The sequence below is a fragment of the Youxingia wuxianensis genome (genome assembly GCF_014385085.1).
Taxonomy (GTDB): Bacteria; Bacillota; Clostridia; order Oscillospirales; family Ruminococcaceae; genus Youxingia; species Youxingia wuxianensis.
In genome coordinates this window covers 188269-201596 of the sequence record NZ_JACRTD010000006.1, presented here as the reverse complement: position 1 = coordinate 201596, position 13328 = coordinate 188269, and the positions used below count along the sequence as shown (strand labels likewise).

Here is a 13328-nt window from a genome sequence, read left to right as displayed (position 1 = left end):
CGCCCCATGTTCCGCCGCCTTGCCGATGTTGCAGAGCGTACCGGGTGCGCCGTTATCCTTATCGGACACTTGAACAAAGCTGCCGGAGGGCAGAGCGCATACCGGGGCTTAGGTTCTATTGACTTCCGCGCCGCAGCAAGGAGCGTCCTGCTGATTGGGCGCGTGAAGCGGGAGCCGAATGTGCGCGTTATCGTCCATGATAAATCTTCCCTTGCGCCGGAGGGCAAGCCCATTGCTTTTTGCCTTGACCCGGAAACAGGCTTTTCATGGATAGGCGAATACGATATAACCGCCGACGAGCTGCTGTCCGGCGCGGGCGGGAACACCGCCACCAAGACCGAACAGGCCGAGAAGCTGATACTTGACCTGCTTGCAGACGGGAAAGAGCTTGCCAGCGAGGACATTGTAAAGGCCGCAGCCGAAGCCGGAATATCCGAGAGAACAGTTAAAAATGCCCGCCGCAATCTTGATACCCGGATAGAAGTCATACGCCGGGGAAATCAATGGTACTACCGCAGGAACGAAGCCAAGAGTGCAAAGTAAGAATGCAATCCGCAGATACCTTTGCATTGTTGCACCCTTGCACCCTTACCCGATATGACCGCCTCATGTGCCGACCACATGGGGCTTTATCTTTGAAAGGAGAGCCTATGAACAATGAAACCAGCAAGACCAGCACCCCCGCAGCCGCTTCCCCTCTGACCGCCAAACCCGACCTTGTGAAGAACATCGGCGGCACGACCTTTGACATTCATATCCATTTCAGCGAAACCAGCCGGGAAACCTTTACGGACAAGGTTGTGCGCCTTATCAAGAACGACAGCGGCGATGAAACCGCTTAAAAGCAAGATACTTTTTTCTTGTTCCTTATTGACAAAACCCGAAGGGCACCATCCTGGTGGAGTGCGGAAAAATGCTCCAAAGGGGCGCACCCAAGCTGAGGAAGGACGGAAAGCCCATGAAGGATAAGCACGGCAAGGTCATTTATGAGCCTTACCGCATCAAGGTCCTCAATACCATCAACTTCAAGAAGTCCATGCACTATAACCCCTTTGCCTACATCCACTCCGAAAAGGACATCCTGAAGCTGGTCACGACGCTGATCGCCAATACCAAAGGCGAAGGCAAAGCCGGAGACGATTTCTGGGTCAAGGCAGAAACCTTGCTGTACTGCGCGTTGATTGGGTATATCCACTATGAAGCTCCGGTGGAGGAGCAGAACTTTTCCACCCTTATCGAGATGATAAACAGTATGGAAGTTCGGGAGGATGACGAGGAATACAAAAACGCCGTTGACTTGATGTTCGATGAGCTGGAATCCCGTGATCCTCGCCACTTTGCCGTCCGGCAGTATAAGAAATATAAGCTGGCCGCCGGAAAAACAGCCAAGTCGATCCTGATTTCCTGTGGTGCGCGTCTTGCCGTGTTCGACATTGCAGAGCTGCGTGAGGTCACGGCTTATGATGAGCTGGAGCTGGACACTCTGGGAGACAGGAAAACTGCCCTGTTCCTCATCATGAGTGACACTGATGACAGCTTTAATTTCCTTATATCCATGTGTTATACCCAACTTTTCAACCTGCTCTGTGAAAAAGCCGACGATGTGTATGGCGGCAGGCTCCCGGTCCATGTGCGCTGTCTCATTGACGAGTGCGCCAACATCGGCCAGATCCCCAAGCTGGAAAAGCTGGTAGCAACCATCCGAAGCCGTGAGATCTCCGCCTGTCTGGTGTTGCAGGCGCAGAGTCAGCTCAAGGCAATCTATAAGGATAACGCAGATACCATCATCGGCAACATGGATACTTCCATCTTCCTGGGCGGTAAGGAGCCAACCACCCTCAAGGAGCTGGCTGCCGTGCTGGGCAAGGAAACCATCGACACCTACAACACCGGAGAGAGCCGTGGGCGTGAAACTTCCCACTCTCTCAACTATCAAAAATTGGGGAAAGAGCTGATGAGCCAGGATGAGCTTGCTGTTATGGATGGCGGCAAGTGTATCCTCCAACTGCGCGGTGTGCGTCCTTTCCTTTCGGATAAGTACGACATCACCAAGCACCCCAATTTCAAATACACAGCCGACGCAGACGAAAAGAACGCTTTTGACATTGAAGCGTTCCTGTCCGCAAGGTTGAAACTCAAGCCCAATGAGGTCTGCGATGTATATGAAGTAGACACAAAGGGCGCTTAAATCTGTTCCGCTTTTGAAAGGAGTGATCGTATCTACCCGCCTCAACCGCCCTTTTTGGGCCATTGGCGTACAAAGCGGACAATCGCAAGAAAAAATAATGAAAAAGGAGGACAGCCGGAATCATGCCCCCGGAAACCGGGCGGCAGATTGTTCCGGCTTTTGTATGCCTATGAAACATGACAAACCTATTTTTTAATCAGATTCCGGCTAACAAACTATATGGCATTTTTTGAACAGGCAATCACCGTTCTTCAGACCCTCGTTATCGCGCTCGGTGCCGGTCTCGGTATCTGGGGCGTTATCAACCTGCTGGAAGGTTACGGCAACGACAACCCTGGTGCAAAGTCCCAGGGCATGAAGCAGCTCATGGCCGGCGCTGGTGTAGCCGTGGTCGGCATGGTCCTTGTACCTCTGCTCTCCGGGCTGTTCTCTGTCTAAGCGTCCCTGCATGAAATCCTTGCCGCTCCCGCAGCTTTGCGGGGGCGGCGGAAAGGAGGTTGACACCGTATGGATTTCTTACTTGAAGCCCTGACAAATTGGCTGAAAGAAATGCTGGTGGGCGGTATTATGAGCAACCTTTCGGGGATGTTTGACAGCGTAAACCAACAGGTCGCGGATATATCCGTACAGGTAGGACAGACCCCACAGGGATGGAATGGCAGTATTTTCAGTATGATTGAGAATCTGTCAAACTCCATCATGGTGCCGATTGCAGGCGTAATCCTGGCTATCGTGATGACCGTAGACCTGATCCAGATGATCGCAGACAAGAACAACCTGCATGATGTGGACACCTGGATGATTTTTAAGTGGGTGTTCAAATCAGCCGCCGCCATCCTCATTGTCACAAACACATGGAATATTGTGATGGGCGTCTTTGATATGGCGCAGAGCGTGGTGGCACAGGCGGCAGGGATCATTGGTTCGGATGCGTCCATTGACATTTCCTCAGTTATGACCGATTTGGAACCGAGACTTATGGAAATGGATCTGGGACCGCTGTTCGGGCTGTGGTTCCAATCCCTCTTTATCGGCATTACCATGTGGGCGCTGTATATCTGTATCTTTATCGTCATTTATGGCCGTATGATCGAGATTTACCTTGTGACTTCGGTGGCTCCCGTTCCAATGGCTGCCATGATGGGCAAGGAATGGGGCGGTATGGGACAGAACTACCTCCGCTCCCTGCTGGCGCTGGGCTTTCAGGCGTTTCTCATCATCGTCTGCGTGGCAATTTATGCTGTGCTGGTGCAGAACATCGCTTTGGAAGATGACATCATCATGGCAATCTGGAGCTGCGTGGGCTACACCGTACTGCTGTGCTTTACGCTGTTCAAAACCGGCAGCCTCGCAAAATCAGTCTTTCAGGCGCATTAAAGGAGGGTTCTGTATGAAAAAATATCAAATCATTTATGCAGATCCGCCATGGAGTTACAAAGTATATTCCAAGAAAGGATTGGGACGCAGTGCAGAAAGTCACTATCCGACTATGTGTATTGAGGATATTTGTGCGCTGCCGGTAGGTGACCTGGCAGATAAAGATTGTGCTTTGTTCTTATGGGTCACGATTCCATGTTTACTGGAAGGGCTTTCTGTTCTGAGAGCATGGGGATTTACCTATAAGACAATCGGATTTGTCTGGGTAAAGCAGAATAAAAAGTCTGATAGTCTATTTTGGGGTATGGGATATTGGACGCGCTCCAATGTGGAGCTTTGTATCCTCGCAACGAAAGGGCATCCCAAGCGAGTGAACGCAGCTGTTCATCAGGTTATTGTCTCTCACATTGAAGAACATTCAAAAAAACCGCAGGAAGCCAGAGAACGCATTGTCTCATTGATGGGTGATCTCCCACGCATTGAACTGTTTGCTCGTCAATCCACACCCGGTTGGGATGTGTGGGGCAATGAGGTGGACAGCTCTATTTCATTCCCATAAAGGAGGTGGATAATATGGCTTATGTACCCGTACCCAAAGATTTAACCAAAGTCAAAACCAAGGTCATGTTCAATCTGACCCGAAGGCAGCTGGTCTGCTTTACCGCCGGGGCGCTTGTAGGCGTACCGCTGTTCTTTTTGCTCCGTGAGCCTGCGGGAAACAGCATGGCCGCCATGTGTATGATGCTGGTCATGATGCCCTTCTTCCTGCTGGCAATGTATGAAAAGCATGGACAGCCCCTGGAAAAGATCGTCGGCAACATTCTCAAAGTAGCTATGATCCGTCCCAAGCAGCGTCCCTACCAGACCAATAACTTTTATGCCGTATTAAAGCGGCAGGAAATGCTCGATAAGGAGGTGTATGACATTGTTCACCGCAATGAAAAGCTGGCTGCGCCGTCTGCTGGGAAAACCGGAAGAAAAGACCGTGCAGCCGGTAAAGATAAAGAAAAAGCTGTCCCGCGCCGATAAGAAGCAGATCGAAGCGGCCATTGCCCGCGCCAACCGCACGGACAAAAAAGGAAAATCAGCACAGGACAGTATCCCCTATGAACGGATGTGGCCGGACGGGATCTGCCGTGTATCGGACAGCCACTACACAAAGACCATTCAGTTTCAGGACATCAACTATCAGCTCTCCCAAAATGAAGATAAGACCGCGATCTTTGAGGGCTGGTGTGATTTCCTCAATTATTTCGACAGCTCGATTCACTTCCAGCTGTCTTTTTTGAACCTTGCGGCATCGGAGGAGACCTTTGCAAACTCCATTTCCATCCCTCCCCAGGGGGATGCCTTTGACAGTATCCGTGAGGAATACACCACGATGCTGCAAAATCAGCTGGCCAGAGGAAACAACGGTCTTATCAAGACCAAATACCTGACTTTTGGTATCGACGCGGACAGTATCAAAGCCGCCAAGCCCCGCCTGGAGCGTATTGAGACCGATATACTCAATAACTTCAAGCGTCTTGGTGTAGCCGCCAGAACACTGGACGGTAAGGAAAGGCTTTCCCAACTTCATGCGGTATTCCACATGGATGAACAGCTCCCGTTTCAGTTTGAATGGGACTGGCTGGCTCCTTCCGGTCTGTCCACGAAAGATTTTATTGCACCAAGCTCCTTTGAGTTCCGCACCGGCAAGCAGTTCCGTATGGGCAAGAAATACGGGGCTGTTTCTTTTTTGCAGATCCTTGCACCGGAGCTGAATGACCGTCTGTTGGCTGATTTTCTGGATATGGAAAGCTCGCTCATTGTGAGTATGCACATTCAGTCGGTGGATCAGGTGAAAGCCATTAAGACGGTAAAGCGCAAGATTACCGACCTGGACCGCAGTAAGATCGAGGAACAGAAAAAAGCAGTCCGCGCAGGGTACGACATGGATATCATTCCCTCTGACCTTGCCACCTACGGTAGCGAGGCGAAAAAGCTGTTGCAGGATTTGCAGAGCCGAAACGAGAGAATGTTCCTGGTCTCCTTTTTGGTGCTGAACACAGCGGACAATCCCCGTCAGCTGGGTAACAACATCTTTCAGGCAGGTTCCATTGCCCAGAAGTATAACTGCCAGCTGACCAGACTGGACTTTCAGCAGGAAGAAGGGCTGATGAGCTGTCTGCCTCTGGGACTCAATCAGATCGAGATCCAGCGAGGGCTGACCACCAGTTCTACGGCTATCTTTGTACCGTTCACCACACAGGAATTATTCCAGAACGGCAAAGAGGCGCTGTACTACGGCATCAACGCCCTGTCCAACAACCTCATCATGGTAGACAGAAAGCTGCTGAAAAACCCCAACGGCTTGATTTTGGGTACGCCGGGTTCCGGTAAGTCCTTCAGCGCCAAGCGTGAGATTGCCAACTGCTTTTTGCTTACCAATGATGATGTCATCATCTGTGACCCGGAAGCGGAGTACGCACCTCTGGTGGAGCGTCTGCATGGGCAGGTCATCAAGATCTCGCCTACCTCAACCAACTACATCAATCCGATGGATCTGAACCTGGACTATTCGGATGATGAAAGCCCGCTGTCCCTCAAGTCTGACTTTATCCTCAGCTTGTGTGAGCTGATCGTGGGCGGTAAGGACGGATTGCAGCCGGTGCAGAAAACCATCATCGACCGTTGTGTGCGTCTGGTCTATCAGACCTACCTCAATGACCCGCGCCCGGAGAATATGCCCATACTGGAGGACCTATATAACCTGCTCCGTTCACAGGAGGAAAAGGAAGCCCAGTATATTGCCACGGCCCTTGAAATCTATGTAACCGGCTCCCTCAATGTGTTCAACCACCAGAGCAATGTGGACATCAATAACCGCATTGTCTGCTATGACATCAAGGAGCTGGGCAAGCAGCTCAAGAAAATCGGTATGTTGGTGGTCCAGGATCAGGTGTGGAACCGCGTTACCATTAACCGCGCTGCCCACAAGTCCACCCGCTACTATATCGACGAGATGCACCTGCTTTTGAAGGAGGAGCAAACCGCTGCCTACACAGTAGAAATTTGGAAGCGATTCAGAAAATGGGGCGGAATCCCCACCGGCATCACGCAGAATGTCAAAGACCTGCTTTCCAGCCGTGAAGTGGAGAACATATTTGAAAACTCCGACTTCGTGTATATGCTCAACCAGGCAGGCGGAGACCGACAGATTCTCGCCAAGCAGCTGGGCATTTCCACGCATCAGCTTAGCTATGTGACCCACTCCGGTGAGGGCGAGGGTCTGCTGTTCTATGGCTCCACGATCTTGCCGTTTGTGGATCACTTCCCGAAGAATACCGAGCTTTACCGCATTATGACCACCAAACCCCAGGAACTGAAAAAGAAGGAGGATGAATGATGATGAACCCCAACATTTTGAATCAAAACCCGCTGATGTTTTTTGACAGGGCGGTAAATGCCCAGCGCAGCCAGCTGCTTACGGTCATGGCCGATGCGGTAAGTGAGTGCCGCACGGCGGCAGATCAGGCAGCAGAACTGAATGAGACCGGTCAGGTGGGGCTTCTCCGTCTGGCAGAGGTCTGGAGCGCCATCCGTGCTAAGGAAGGCATGGGCGGTCTGGTTCTGGAAGGAACCGAAGCGAAGATCCTGTCCGATGTGGTGGCACAGTTTTATGCCTACCTGTCCGGCTGTATGTTCAACGATCCTGTGGGGATGGCCATTTATGCAGAGCTGCACTACATGATGTCCTCCCTCATGCTGGGAGAATGGTTTGAATAAGGAACCGCGCCTGCGCTTTACTGATGAGGAACGGTCTGACCCAGCACTGGAAAAGCCAATCCGTAAAGCGGAGAAAGCTGCGGCCAGAGCAGATAAGGCGCAGGCCAATATCCCAAAGAAAAAGGTCAGGCAGACGGTCATTGACCCGGATACCGGAAAAAAGGCCTCGAAGCTGACCTTTGAGGACAAGAAAAAGCCACCCTCCAAAGTTTCTCAAGGGGTCAAGGAAGCTCCTGTCCATCTGGTCGCGGGCAAGCTCCACAAAGAAATCCGGGAAACAGAACAGGACAATGTGGGCGTGGAAAGCGCCCACAAGTCCGAGGAGGCGGTGGAGACCGGCGTTTATCTGGTGCGGGAGGGCTACCGCAGCCACAAGCTGAAGCCCTACCGCAAAGCAGCCCAGGCAGAGCGCCAACTGGAAAAGGCAAATGTAAATGTCCTGTACCAGAAATCCTTGCAGGAAAATCCTCAGTTTTCCAGCAATCCTCTTTCCCGGTGGCAGCAAAAGCAGGCCATCAAAAAGCAGTATGCTGCCGCCAAGCGCACTGGTCAGACTGCCGGAAACACCGCCCAGGCTGCGTCCAAAACCGGAAAAGCCGCAAGGACGGTAAAAGAAAAGGCACAGCAGGCAGGGGCATTCGTTATGCGCCACAAGAAAGGCTTCCTGATCGCAGGGGTTTTGTTCCTCATCGCCTGTATGCTGATGAATACCATGTCCTCTTGTTCCATGATGGCGCAGAGCATCGGTTCCGTTCTCTCCGGCACCACCTATCCGTCGGATGACCCGGAAATGCTGGCAGTGGAAGCAGATTATGCAGCCAGAGAAGCCCAGTTGCAGGAGGAAATTGACAACATCGAAAGCAGCCATCCAGGGTATGACGAGTATCGCTATGACCTTGGCATGATCGGCCATGACCCTCATGAGCTGGCGGCATTTCTCTCTGCTGTCTTGCAGGGCTATACCCGGCAAAGCGCCCAGGCAGAGCTGGCGCGTGTGTTTGCAGCACAGTATCAGCTGACGCTTACCGAGGAAGTGGAAATCCGCTACCGCACGGAGACCTCCACCGATCCGGAGACCGGCGAGACCACCTCAGAAGAAGTCCCCTATGAGTATTACATTCTGAATGTGAAACTCACCAGCAAGCCCATTTCCGCTGTGGCGTCGGAGCTATTGACCCCGGAGCAGATGGAAATGTATCAGGTCTACCGACAGACCATGGGCAATAAGCCGCTGTTGTTTGGCGGCGGTTCCCCTGATACCAGCGGCTCTGAAGATCTGTCCGGTGTGCAGTTCATTAACGGCACCCGCCCCGGCAATCCGCAGCTGGTGGAACTGGCGAAAAGTCAGGTGGGCAATGTGGGCGGTTATCCCTACTGGAGCTGGTATGGCTTTGACAGCCGCGTGGAATGGTGTGCCTGCTTTGTATCCTGGTGCTATAACCAGGCAGGAAAAAGTGAGCCGCGCTTTGCAGGCTGTGAGTGGCAGGGTGTTCCGTGGTTCCAGTCTCATGGACAATGGGGCGCAAGAGGATATGAAAACATCGCTCCCGGCGATGCCATTTTCTTCGATTGGGATCTGGACGGTACTGCTGACCATGTGGGAATCGTCATCGGCACCGATGGCAGCCGTGTTTATACCGTGGAGGGAAATTCCGGCGATGCCTGCAAGATCAAAAGTTATGACCTGAATTATCAAAGCATTAAGGGCTACGGTCTGATGAACTGGTAACAGAGATTTTTTAGAAGGAGTGATAGACGATGGCAAAGAACAAAATTGAACGCATTGACCAGGAGATTACCAAGGTCCGCGAGAAGATTGCGGAATATCAGGAAAAGCTCAAGGTGCTGGAGGCACAGAAAACCGAGGCGGAAAATCTGGAGATCGTCCAGATGGTGCGCGCACTGCGTATGACCCCGGCTCAGCTAAGCGCCATGCTGTCCGGAGGCATAGTTCCCGGCAGTATGGTGGATGACAACAACGAACAGGAGGAAAACAGCTATGAGGAATAAACGATTGCTCCGAACACTTTCCGCCCTTTGCCTGACGCTGGTTCTGGCATCGGGCTTTACCGTTCACGCTTTTGCCCAGGGCGCAGCGCCGCCCCCGGCAGAGGATACCACTAATGACAGCAATGTGGTGGTGGAAGAACCCGAAAAAGCACCTCCGCTGACCCCGGATGGCAATGCTGCTCTGGTGGATGATTTTGGTGGCAACAAGCAGCTCATTACCGTTACCACCAAGGCAGGCAACTATTTTTATATCCTGATCGACAGGGCCAATGAGGATAAAAAGACTGCTGTTCACTTTCTGAACCAGGTGGATGAAGCGGACCTGATGGCGCTGATGGAAGATGGAAATGCCAAAGAGGAGCCGCCTGCGGTGTGCAGCTGCACGAAGAAATGTGAAGCAGGGGCAGTCAATACGGCCTGTCCGGTCTGTGTAACGGATAAGAGTAAATGTACGGGAAAAGCACCGGAACCTCCGGCAGAAACACCGAAGCCAGAAAAAGAGAAGCCTGCCGGACTGAACCCGGCTGCGCTGATCCTGCTGCTGGCTCTGCTTGGTGGAGGTGGTGTATTTGCCTACTTGAAGCTCGTTAAGAACAAGCCTAAGACCAAGGGCAATGACAGTCTGGACGATTATGATTATGGCGAGGAAGATTCCGAGGAATGGGAAACCGAGGATGAGGAGTCGGACGAGCCTGACGCTGACGGGGGCAGCGCAGAAAATGATGACGAGGACAGCATGAAATGACCCGTTTCACAGACAGTCCCTATGAACGCATGATGACACGCAGGCCGGAGGGCGGGAAGAAAACTTCCCGTCCTCCTTCTTTACCCCCAAGCCACCCCTGTTATGGCTGCGGGAATTATGGAAGTCCCTGCGTAGGCGTCTGCCACCGGGAAATGGAACGATGGCTCAAAGAAAGGAAACGAAAAAAATGAGTGTTCTGATTATATTTATCAAGCTGATTGTTGTTTTTGACCTGCTGGTGATCGCCGTGTATTTTGGCGGAGACATTCTTTCTACCATGTTAAACAAACTTCGGAGAAAAGCAAAACAGGAAGATTCCTTTGACTTTTCTCAGGATGCCGTGATGGTTTCATTATCCATAGATTCTGTCCGTCAGCTTTATTCCGGTGACGCGGCAGATTTTGTGGAAGATAAGATTCTGCCAAATGCGGAGAAAACGATGGCTGTTTTGACGGACCAGGAACAGGCAGCAGCCCGTCTGCTCTTATCTGCCCTGATCGGTTTTCTTGCAGCAGAAGCTCCTATGGATGAACAGAGCTTTCCTATGGTAATGGAACTTCTGAACTGTATGGAGGGTGAAAAAGAGGATGGTTGTCAGGATGCAGTAGAAAGTTTGCTTGAAGATGCTGTCCGCAATACCCACCGCCATGAAGAATATTACAGCAATTATCAACGCTACCAGCTGATGCAGGTGGATAAAACTCGTGTCATTTTGGCTTGCCGCATCATCATCAATGACCTGCTGGGGAAACTGTACCGCTATGACTACCGGTTTGGTTATAACCTGCTTCTGGATGAGGAAAACAGCATTGAGAAAAAACTGCACACGCCTGTGCGGGAAGAATGGGAGGTTGAAGAATATGAAGCTGGTGATTGCTGAAAAACCATCAGTTGCCCAGAGTTTGGCGGCGGTGATCGGTGCAACTGCCCGTAAGGACGGGTATCTGGAAGGCGGTGGCTGGCGTGTCAGCTGGTGTGTGGGCCATCTGGCCGGTCTTGCGGACGCAGACAGCTATGACCCCAAGTACGCAAAGTGGCGATATGATGACCTGCCTATTCTGCCGGAGCATTGGCAGATGGTGGTGGGAAAGGATAAGAAAAAGCAGTTTGATATTCTCAAAAAGCTGATGAACGCCCCGGATGTGACGGAGGTGGTAAATGCCTGTGATGCCGGACGCGAGGGCGAGCTGATCTTCCGAAGTGTCTATGAGCTGGCAGGCTGCCAAAAGCCGATGAAAAGGCTCTGGATTTCTTCGATGGAGGACTCCGCCATAAGGGAGGGCTTTGCAAACCTGCGCCCCGGTGCGGACTATGACGGGCTTCGGGATGCTGCTCTTTGCCGCGCTAAGGCCGACTGGCTGGTGGGAATCAATGCCACAAGGCTGTTTTCCGTGCTGTACCACCGCACCCTCAATATCGGGCGCGTGATGTCCCCAACGCTGGCGCTCATTGTCCAGCGAGAAGCTGAGATCGACACCTTTAAGCCGGTTCCCTTTTATACCGTGGCGCTGGAGCTGCCCGGTCTTACCGTATCCGGGGAGCGCATGAGTGACCGAGCAAGCGCAGAGCAGCTGAAAGAAGCCTGTCAGGGTGCAGCTGTCACAATCAAAAAGGTGGAGTGCAAGGAAAAGTCCGAAAAGCCGCCTGCCCTCTATGACCTGACTACTCTGCAAAGAGATGCCAACCGCCTGCTTGGATTTACAGCTCAGCAGACCCTGGACTATCTGCAAAGCCTGTATGAAAAGAAGCTCTGCACCTATCCCCGTACTGACAGCCGCTATCTGACCGGTGATATGGCAGACAGCCTGCCGGTGCTGGTCAATCTGGTTGCCAATGCTATGCCGTTTCGCAAAGGGATCGCCATTACCTGTGATCCGCAGACAGTCATCAACGATAAGAAAGTAACCGACCACCACGCAGTAATCCCTACCAGAAATCTCAAGGATGCAGACCTTTCTGCCCTTCCTGCGGGAGAAAAAGCGGTGCTGGAGCTGGTGGCCCTGCGTCTGCTGTGTGCCGTAGCCCAGCCCCATATCTATTCGGAAACCGTTGTGATTGCAGCGTGTGCCGGTGGGGAGTTTACCGCCAAAGGAAAAACAGTGAAGCACCCCGGATGGAAAGCGCTGGAGGACGCTTACCGTGCCAAAATGAAGGATGCAGAGCCGAAAAAAGAGGGTGCAGAGAAAGCCCTGCCGGAGCTGACCGAAGGACAGACCCTTTCGGTTTCTGCGGCAATCGTCAAAGAAGGCAAAAGCAGTCCGCCTCAGCACTTTACGGAGGACACCCTATTGTCCGCGATGGAGACTGCCGGAAAAGAGGATATGCCGGAGGATGCCGAACGAAAAGGTCTGGGGACACCGGCCACTCGTGCCGGTATTTTGGAAAAGCTGGTATCTGCCGGTTTTCTGGAACGAAAAAAGAGCAGGAAAACGGTGCAGCTTCTCCCTTCCCACGATGCAGTCTCCCTGATAACAGTCTTGCCGGAACAGCTGCAATCGCCGCTTCTGACTGCCGAGTGGGAGTACCGCCTGGGAGAGATCGAGCGCGGGCAGCTTGCCCCGGAGGAGTTTCTGGACGGGATCAGCACCATGCTGAAAGATCTGGTGGGAACTTATCAGGTCATCAAGGGAACCGAGTACCTGTTCACTCCGCCCCGTGAGGTGGTGGGCAAATGCCCCCGCTGCGGCGGTGAAGTTGCAGAATTGCAAAAAGGCTTCTTCTGTCAGAATGATTCTTGCAAATTTGCAATCTGGAAAAATAACAAATGGTGGGCTGCCAAGAAAAAACAGCCCACCAAGGCTGTGGTGTCTGCACTGCTGAAAGATGGCCGTGTCCGTGTAACGGGCCTATATTCGGAGAAAACCGGAAAGACCTACGATGCCGCTGTGGTTTTGGAGGATGATGGACAGTACGCTAACTTCAAGCTGGAATTTGACCAGCGGAAAGGAGGCAGCCGATGAAGCTCTCTTTAGCGGAACGAGAAACCATTCTCCTCTATAACCAGGCAGAACCAATGGCTGAGGTCTACACCCATGATCCCCGTCTGATGGAGAAGCTGGAACTGCTGGCAAAAAAGCACCCCGACCAGATTACCCGAAAGGATGCCCATAACTTTACCGTCCCCAAGCGGTGTGTATCAGTCAGGGAGCCATACAGCGCAGAACGCCGCAAAGCTGCCAGTGAGCGTGCGAAAGCTGCCGGATACCAGCCCCCTGTGAGAAAGGCCGGCAGTTAAAGGCA

The 13328-nt window shown here is 52.4% G+C and carries 14 protein-coding genes and 2 pseudogenes; all 16 read left to right on the top strand.

Going from position 1 to position 13328, the window contains the following annotated elements:
- Window positions 1-543 (top strand): annotated as a pseudogene (locus H8705_RS09850) (AAA family ATPase); the annotation flags it as partial.
- Between the two features lie 107 nt (window positions 544-650).
- Window positions 651-842: a transposon-encoded TnpW family protein gene (locus H8705_RS09845; protein WP_087235179.1), complete on the top strand. Its 192-nt coding sequence runs from the start codon at window positions 651-653 to the stop codon at window positions 840-842.
- 35 nt (window positions 843-877) lie between these two features.
- A pseudogene (locus H8705_RS09840) lies at window positions 878-2188 on the top strand (VirD4-like conjugal transfer protein, CD1115 family); the annotation flags it as partial.
- Window positions 2189-2407: 219 nt separating this feature from the next.
- The gene (locus tag H8705_RS09835) at window positions 2408-2626 is read left to right on the top strand and encodes a Maff2 family mobile element protein (protein ID WP_003525154.1); all 219 of its coding nucleotides are present in this window, start codon (window positions 2408-2410) and stop codon (window positions 2624-2626) included.
- Between the two features lie 69 nt (window positions 2627-2695).
- Complete coding sequence (locus H8705_RS09830) at window positions 2696-3565, top strand: VirB6/TrbL-like conjugal transfer protein, CD1112 family (RefSeq protein WP_002592890.1); 870 nt, start codon at window positions 2696-2698, stop codon at window positions 3563-3565.
- 13 nt (window positions 3566-3578) lie between these two features.
- Complete coding sequence (locus H8705_RS09825; RefSeq protein WP_062807358.1) at window positions 3579-4124, top strand: MT-A70 family methyltransferase; 546 nt, start codon at window positions 3579-3581, stop codon at window positions 4122-4124.
- A 14-nt stretch (window positions 4125-4138) separates the two neighbouring features.
- Complete coding sequence (locus tag H8705_RS09820; RefSeq protein WP_062807357.1) at window positions 4139-4594, top strand: PrgI family protein; 456 nt, start codon at window positions 4139-4141, stop codon at window positions 4592-4594.
- Window positions 4551-6953 (top strand): VirB4-like conjugal transfer ATPase, CD1110 family, encoded by a 2403-nt coding sequence (locus H8705_RS09815; RefSeq protein ID WP_262395598.1) that lies wholly within the window; start codon window positions 4551-4553, stop codon window positions 6951-6953. The genes H8705_RS09820 and H8705_RS09815 overlap by 44 nt, the downstream gene beginning before the upstream one ends.
- Window positions 6953-7333, top strand: coding sequence for a DUF3851 domain-containing protein (locus tag H8705_RS09810; RefSeq protein WP_002571005.1), 381 nt, complete (start codon window positions 6953-6955; stop codon window positions 7331-7333). The genes H8705_RS09815 and H8705_RS09810 overlap by 1 nt, the downstream gene beginning before the upstream one ends.
- A complete protein-coding gene (locus H8705_RS09805) occupies window positions 7326-9062 on the top strand; it encodes a C40 family peptidase (RefSeq protein ID WP_062807356.1) in 1737 nt (578 codons plus the stop codon). Before H8705_RS09810 ends, H8705_RS09805 begins: the two co-directional genes overlap by 8 nt.
- A gap of 29 nt (window positions 9063-9091) precedes the next feature.
- Window positions 9092-9343, top strand: coding sequence for a DUF4315 family protein (locus tag H8705_RS09800; protein WP_062807355.1), 252 nt, complete (start codon window positions 9092-9094; stop codon window positions 9341-9343).
- On the top strand, window positions 9333-10088 hold the full coding sequence (locus H8705_RS09795; RefSeq protein WP_154520289.1) for a DUF4366 domain-containing protein: 756 nt from the start codon (window positions 9333-9335) through the stop codon (window positions 10086-10088). The genes H8705_RS09800 and H8705_RS09795 overlap by 11 nt, the downstream gene beginning before the upstream one ends.
- The gene (locus H8705_RS09790) at window positions 10085-10279 is read left to right on the top strand and encodes a hypothetical protein (protein WP_062807353.1); all 195 of its coding nucleotides are present in this window, start codon (window positions 10085-10087) and stop codon (window positions 10277-10279) included. The genes H8705_RS09795 and H8705_RS09790 overlap by 4 nt, the downstream gene beginning before the upstream one ends.
- Window positions 10276-10968: a hypothetical protein gene (locus tag H8705_RS09785; RefSeq protein WP_062807352.1), complete on the top strand. Its 693-nt coding sequence runs from the start codon at window positions 10276-10278 to the stop codon at window positions 10966-10968. Before H8705_RS09790 ends, H8705_RS09785 begins: the two co-directional genes overlap by 4 nt.
- Window positions 10949-13048 (top strand): type IA DNA topoisomerase, encoded by a 2100-nt coding sequence (locus H8705_RS09780; RefSeq protein ID WP_205839275.1) that lies wholly within the window; start codon window positions 10949-10951, stop codon window positions 13046-13048. The genes H8705_RS09785 and H8705_RS09780 overlap by 20 nt, the downstream gene beginning before the upstream one ends.
- A complete protein-coding gene (locus tag H8705_RS09775; protein WP_062807350.1) occupies window positions 13045-13323 on the top strand; it encodes a hypothetical protein in 279 nt (92 codons plus the stop codon). Before H8705_RS09780 ends, H8705_RS09775 begins: the two co-directional genes overlap by 4 nt.
- The last annotated feature ends 5 nt before the right edge of the window (window positions 13324-13328 follow it).

Excerpts from the sequence above, each read along its gene's own strand:
- H8705_RS09780 (WP_205839275.1), top strand. The coding sequence starts at position 10,949 with ATGAAGCTGGTGATTGCTGAAAAACCATCAGTTGCCCAGAGTTTGGCG.
- H8705_RS09810 (WP_002571005.1), top strand. The coding sequence starts at position 6,953 with ATGATGAACCCCAACATTTTGAATCAAAACCCGCTGATGTTTTTTGAC.
- H8705_RS09800 (WP_062807355.1), top strand. The coding sequence starts at position 9,092 with ATGGCAAAGAACAAAATTGAACGCATTGACCAGGAGATTACCAAGGTC.
- H8705_RS09845 (WP_087235179.1), top strand. The coding sequence starts at position 651 with ATGAACAATGAAACCAGCAAGACCAGCACCCCCGCAGCCGCTTCCCCT.
- H8705_RS09775 (WP_062807350.1), top strand. The coding sequence starts at position 13,045 with ATGAAGCTCTCTTTAGCGGAACGAGAAACCATTCTCCTCTATAACCAG.
- H8705_RS09820 (WP_062807357.1), top strand. The coding sequence starts at position 4,139 with ATGGCTTATGTACCCGTACCCAAAGATTTAACCAAAGTCAAAACCAAG.
- H8705_RS09795 (WP_154520289.1), top strand. The coding sequence starts at position 9,333 with ATGAGGAATAAACGATTGCTCCGAACACTTTCCGCCCTTTGCCTGACG.
- H8705_RS09825 (WP_062807358.1), top strand. The coding sequence starts at position 3,579 with ATGAAAAAATATCAAATCATTTATGCAGATCCGCCATGGAGTTACAAA.
- H8705_RS09785 (WP_062807352.1), top strand. The coding sequence starts at position 10,276 with ATGAGTGTTCTGATTATATTTATCAAGCTGATTGTTGTTTTTGACCTG.
- H8705_RS09790 (WP_062807353.1), top strand. The coding sequence starts at position 10,085 with ATGACCCGTTTCACAGACAGTCCCTATGAACGCATGATGACACGCAGG.
- H8705_RS09835 (WP_003525154.1), top strand. The coding sequence starts at position 2,408 with ATGGCATTTTTTGAACAGGCAATCACCGTTCTTCAGACCCTCGTTATC.
- H8705_RS09830 (WP_002592890.1), top strand. The coding sequence starts at position 2,696 with ATGGATTTCTTACTTGAAGCCCTGACAAATTGGCTGAAAGAAATGCTG.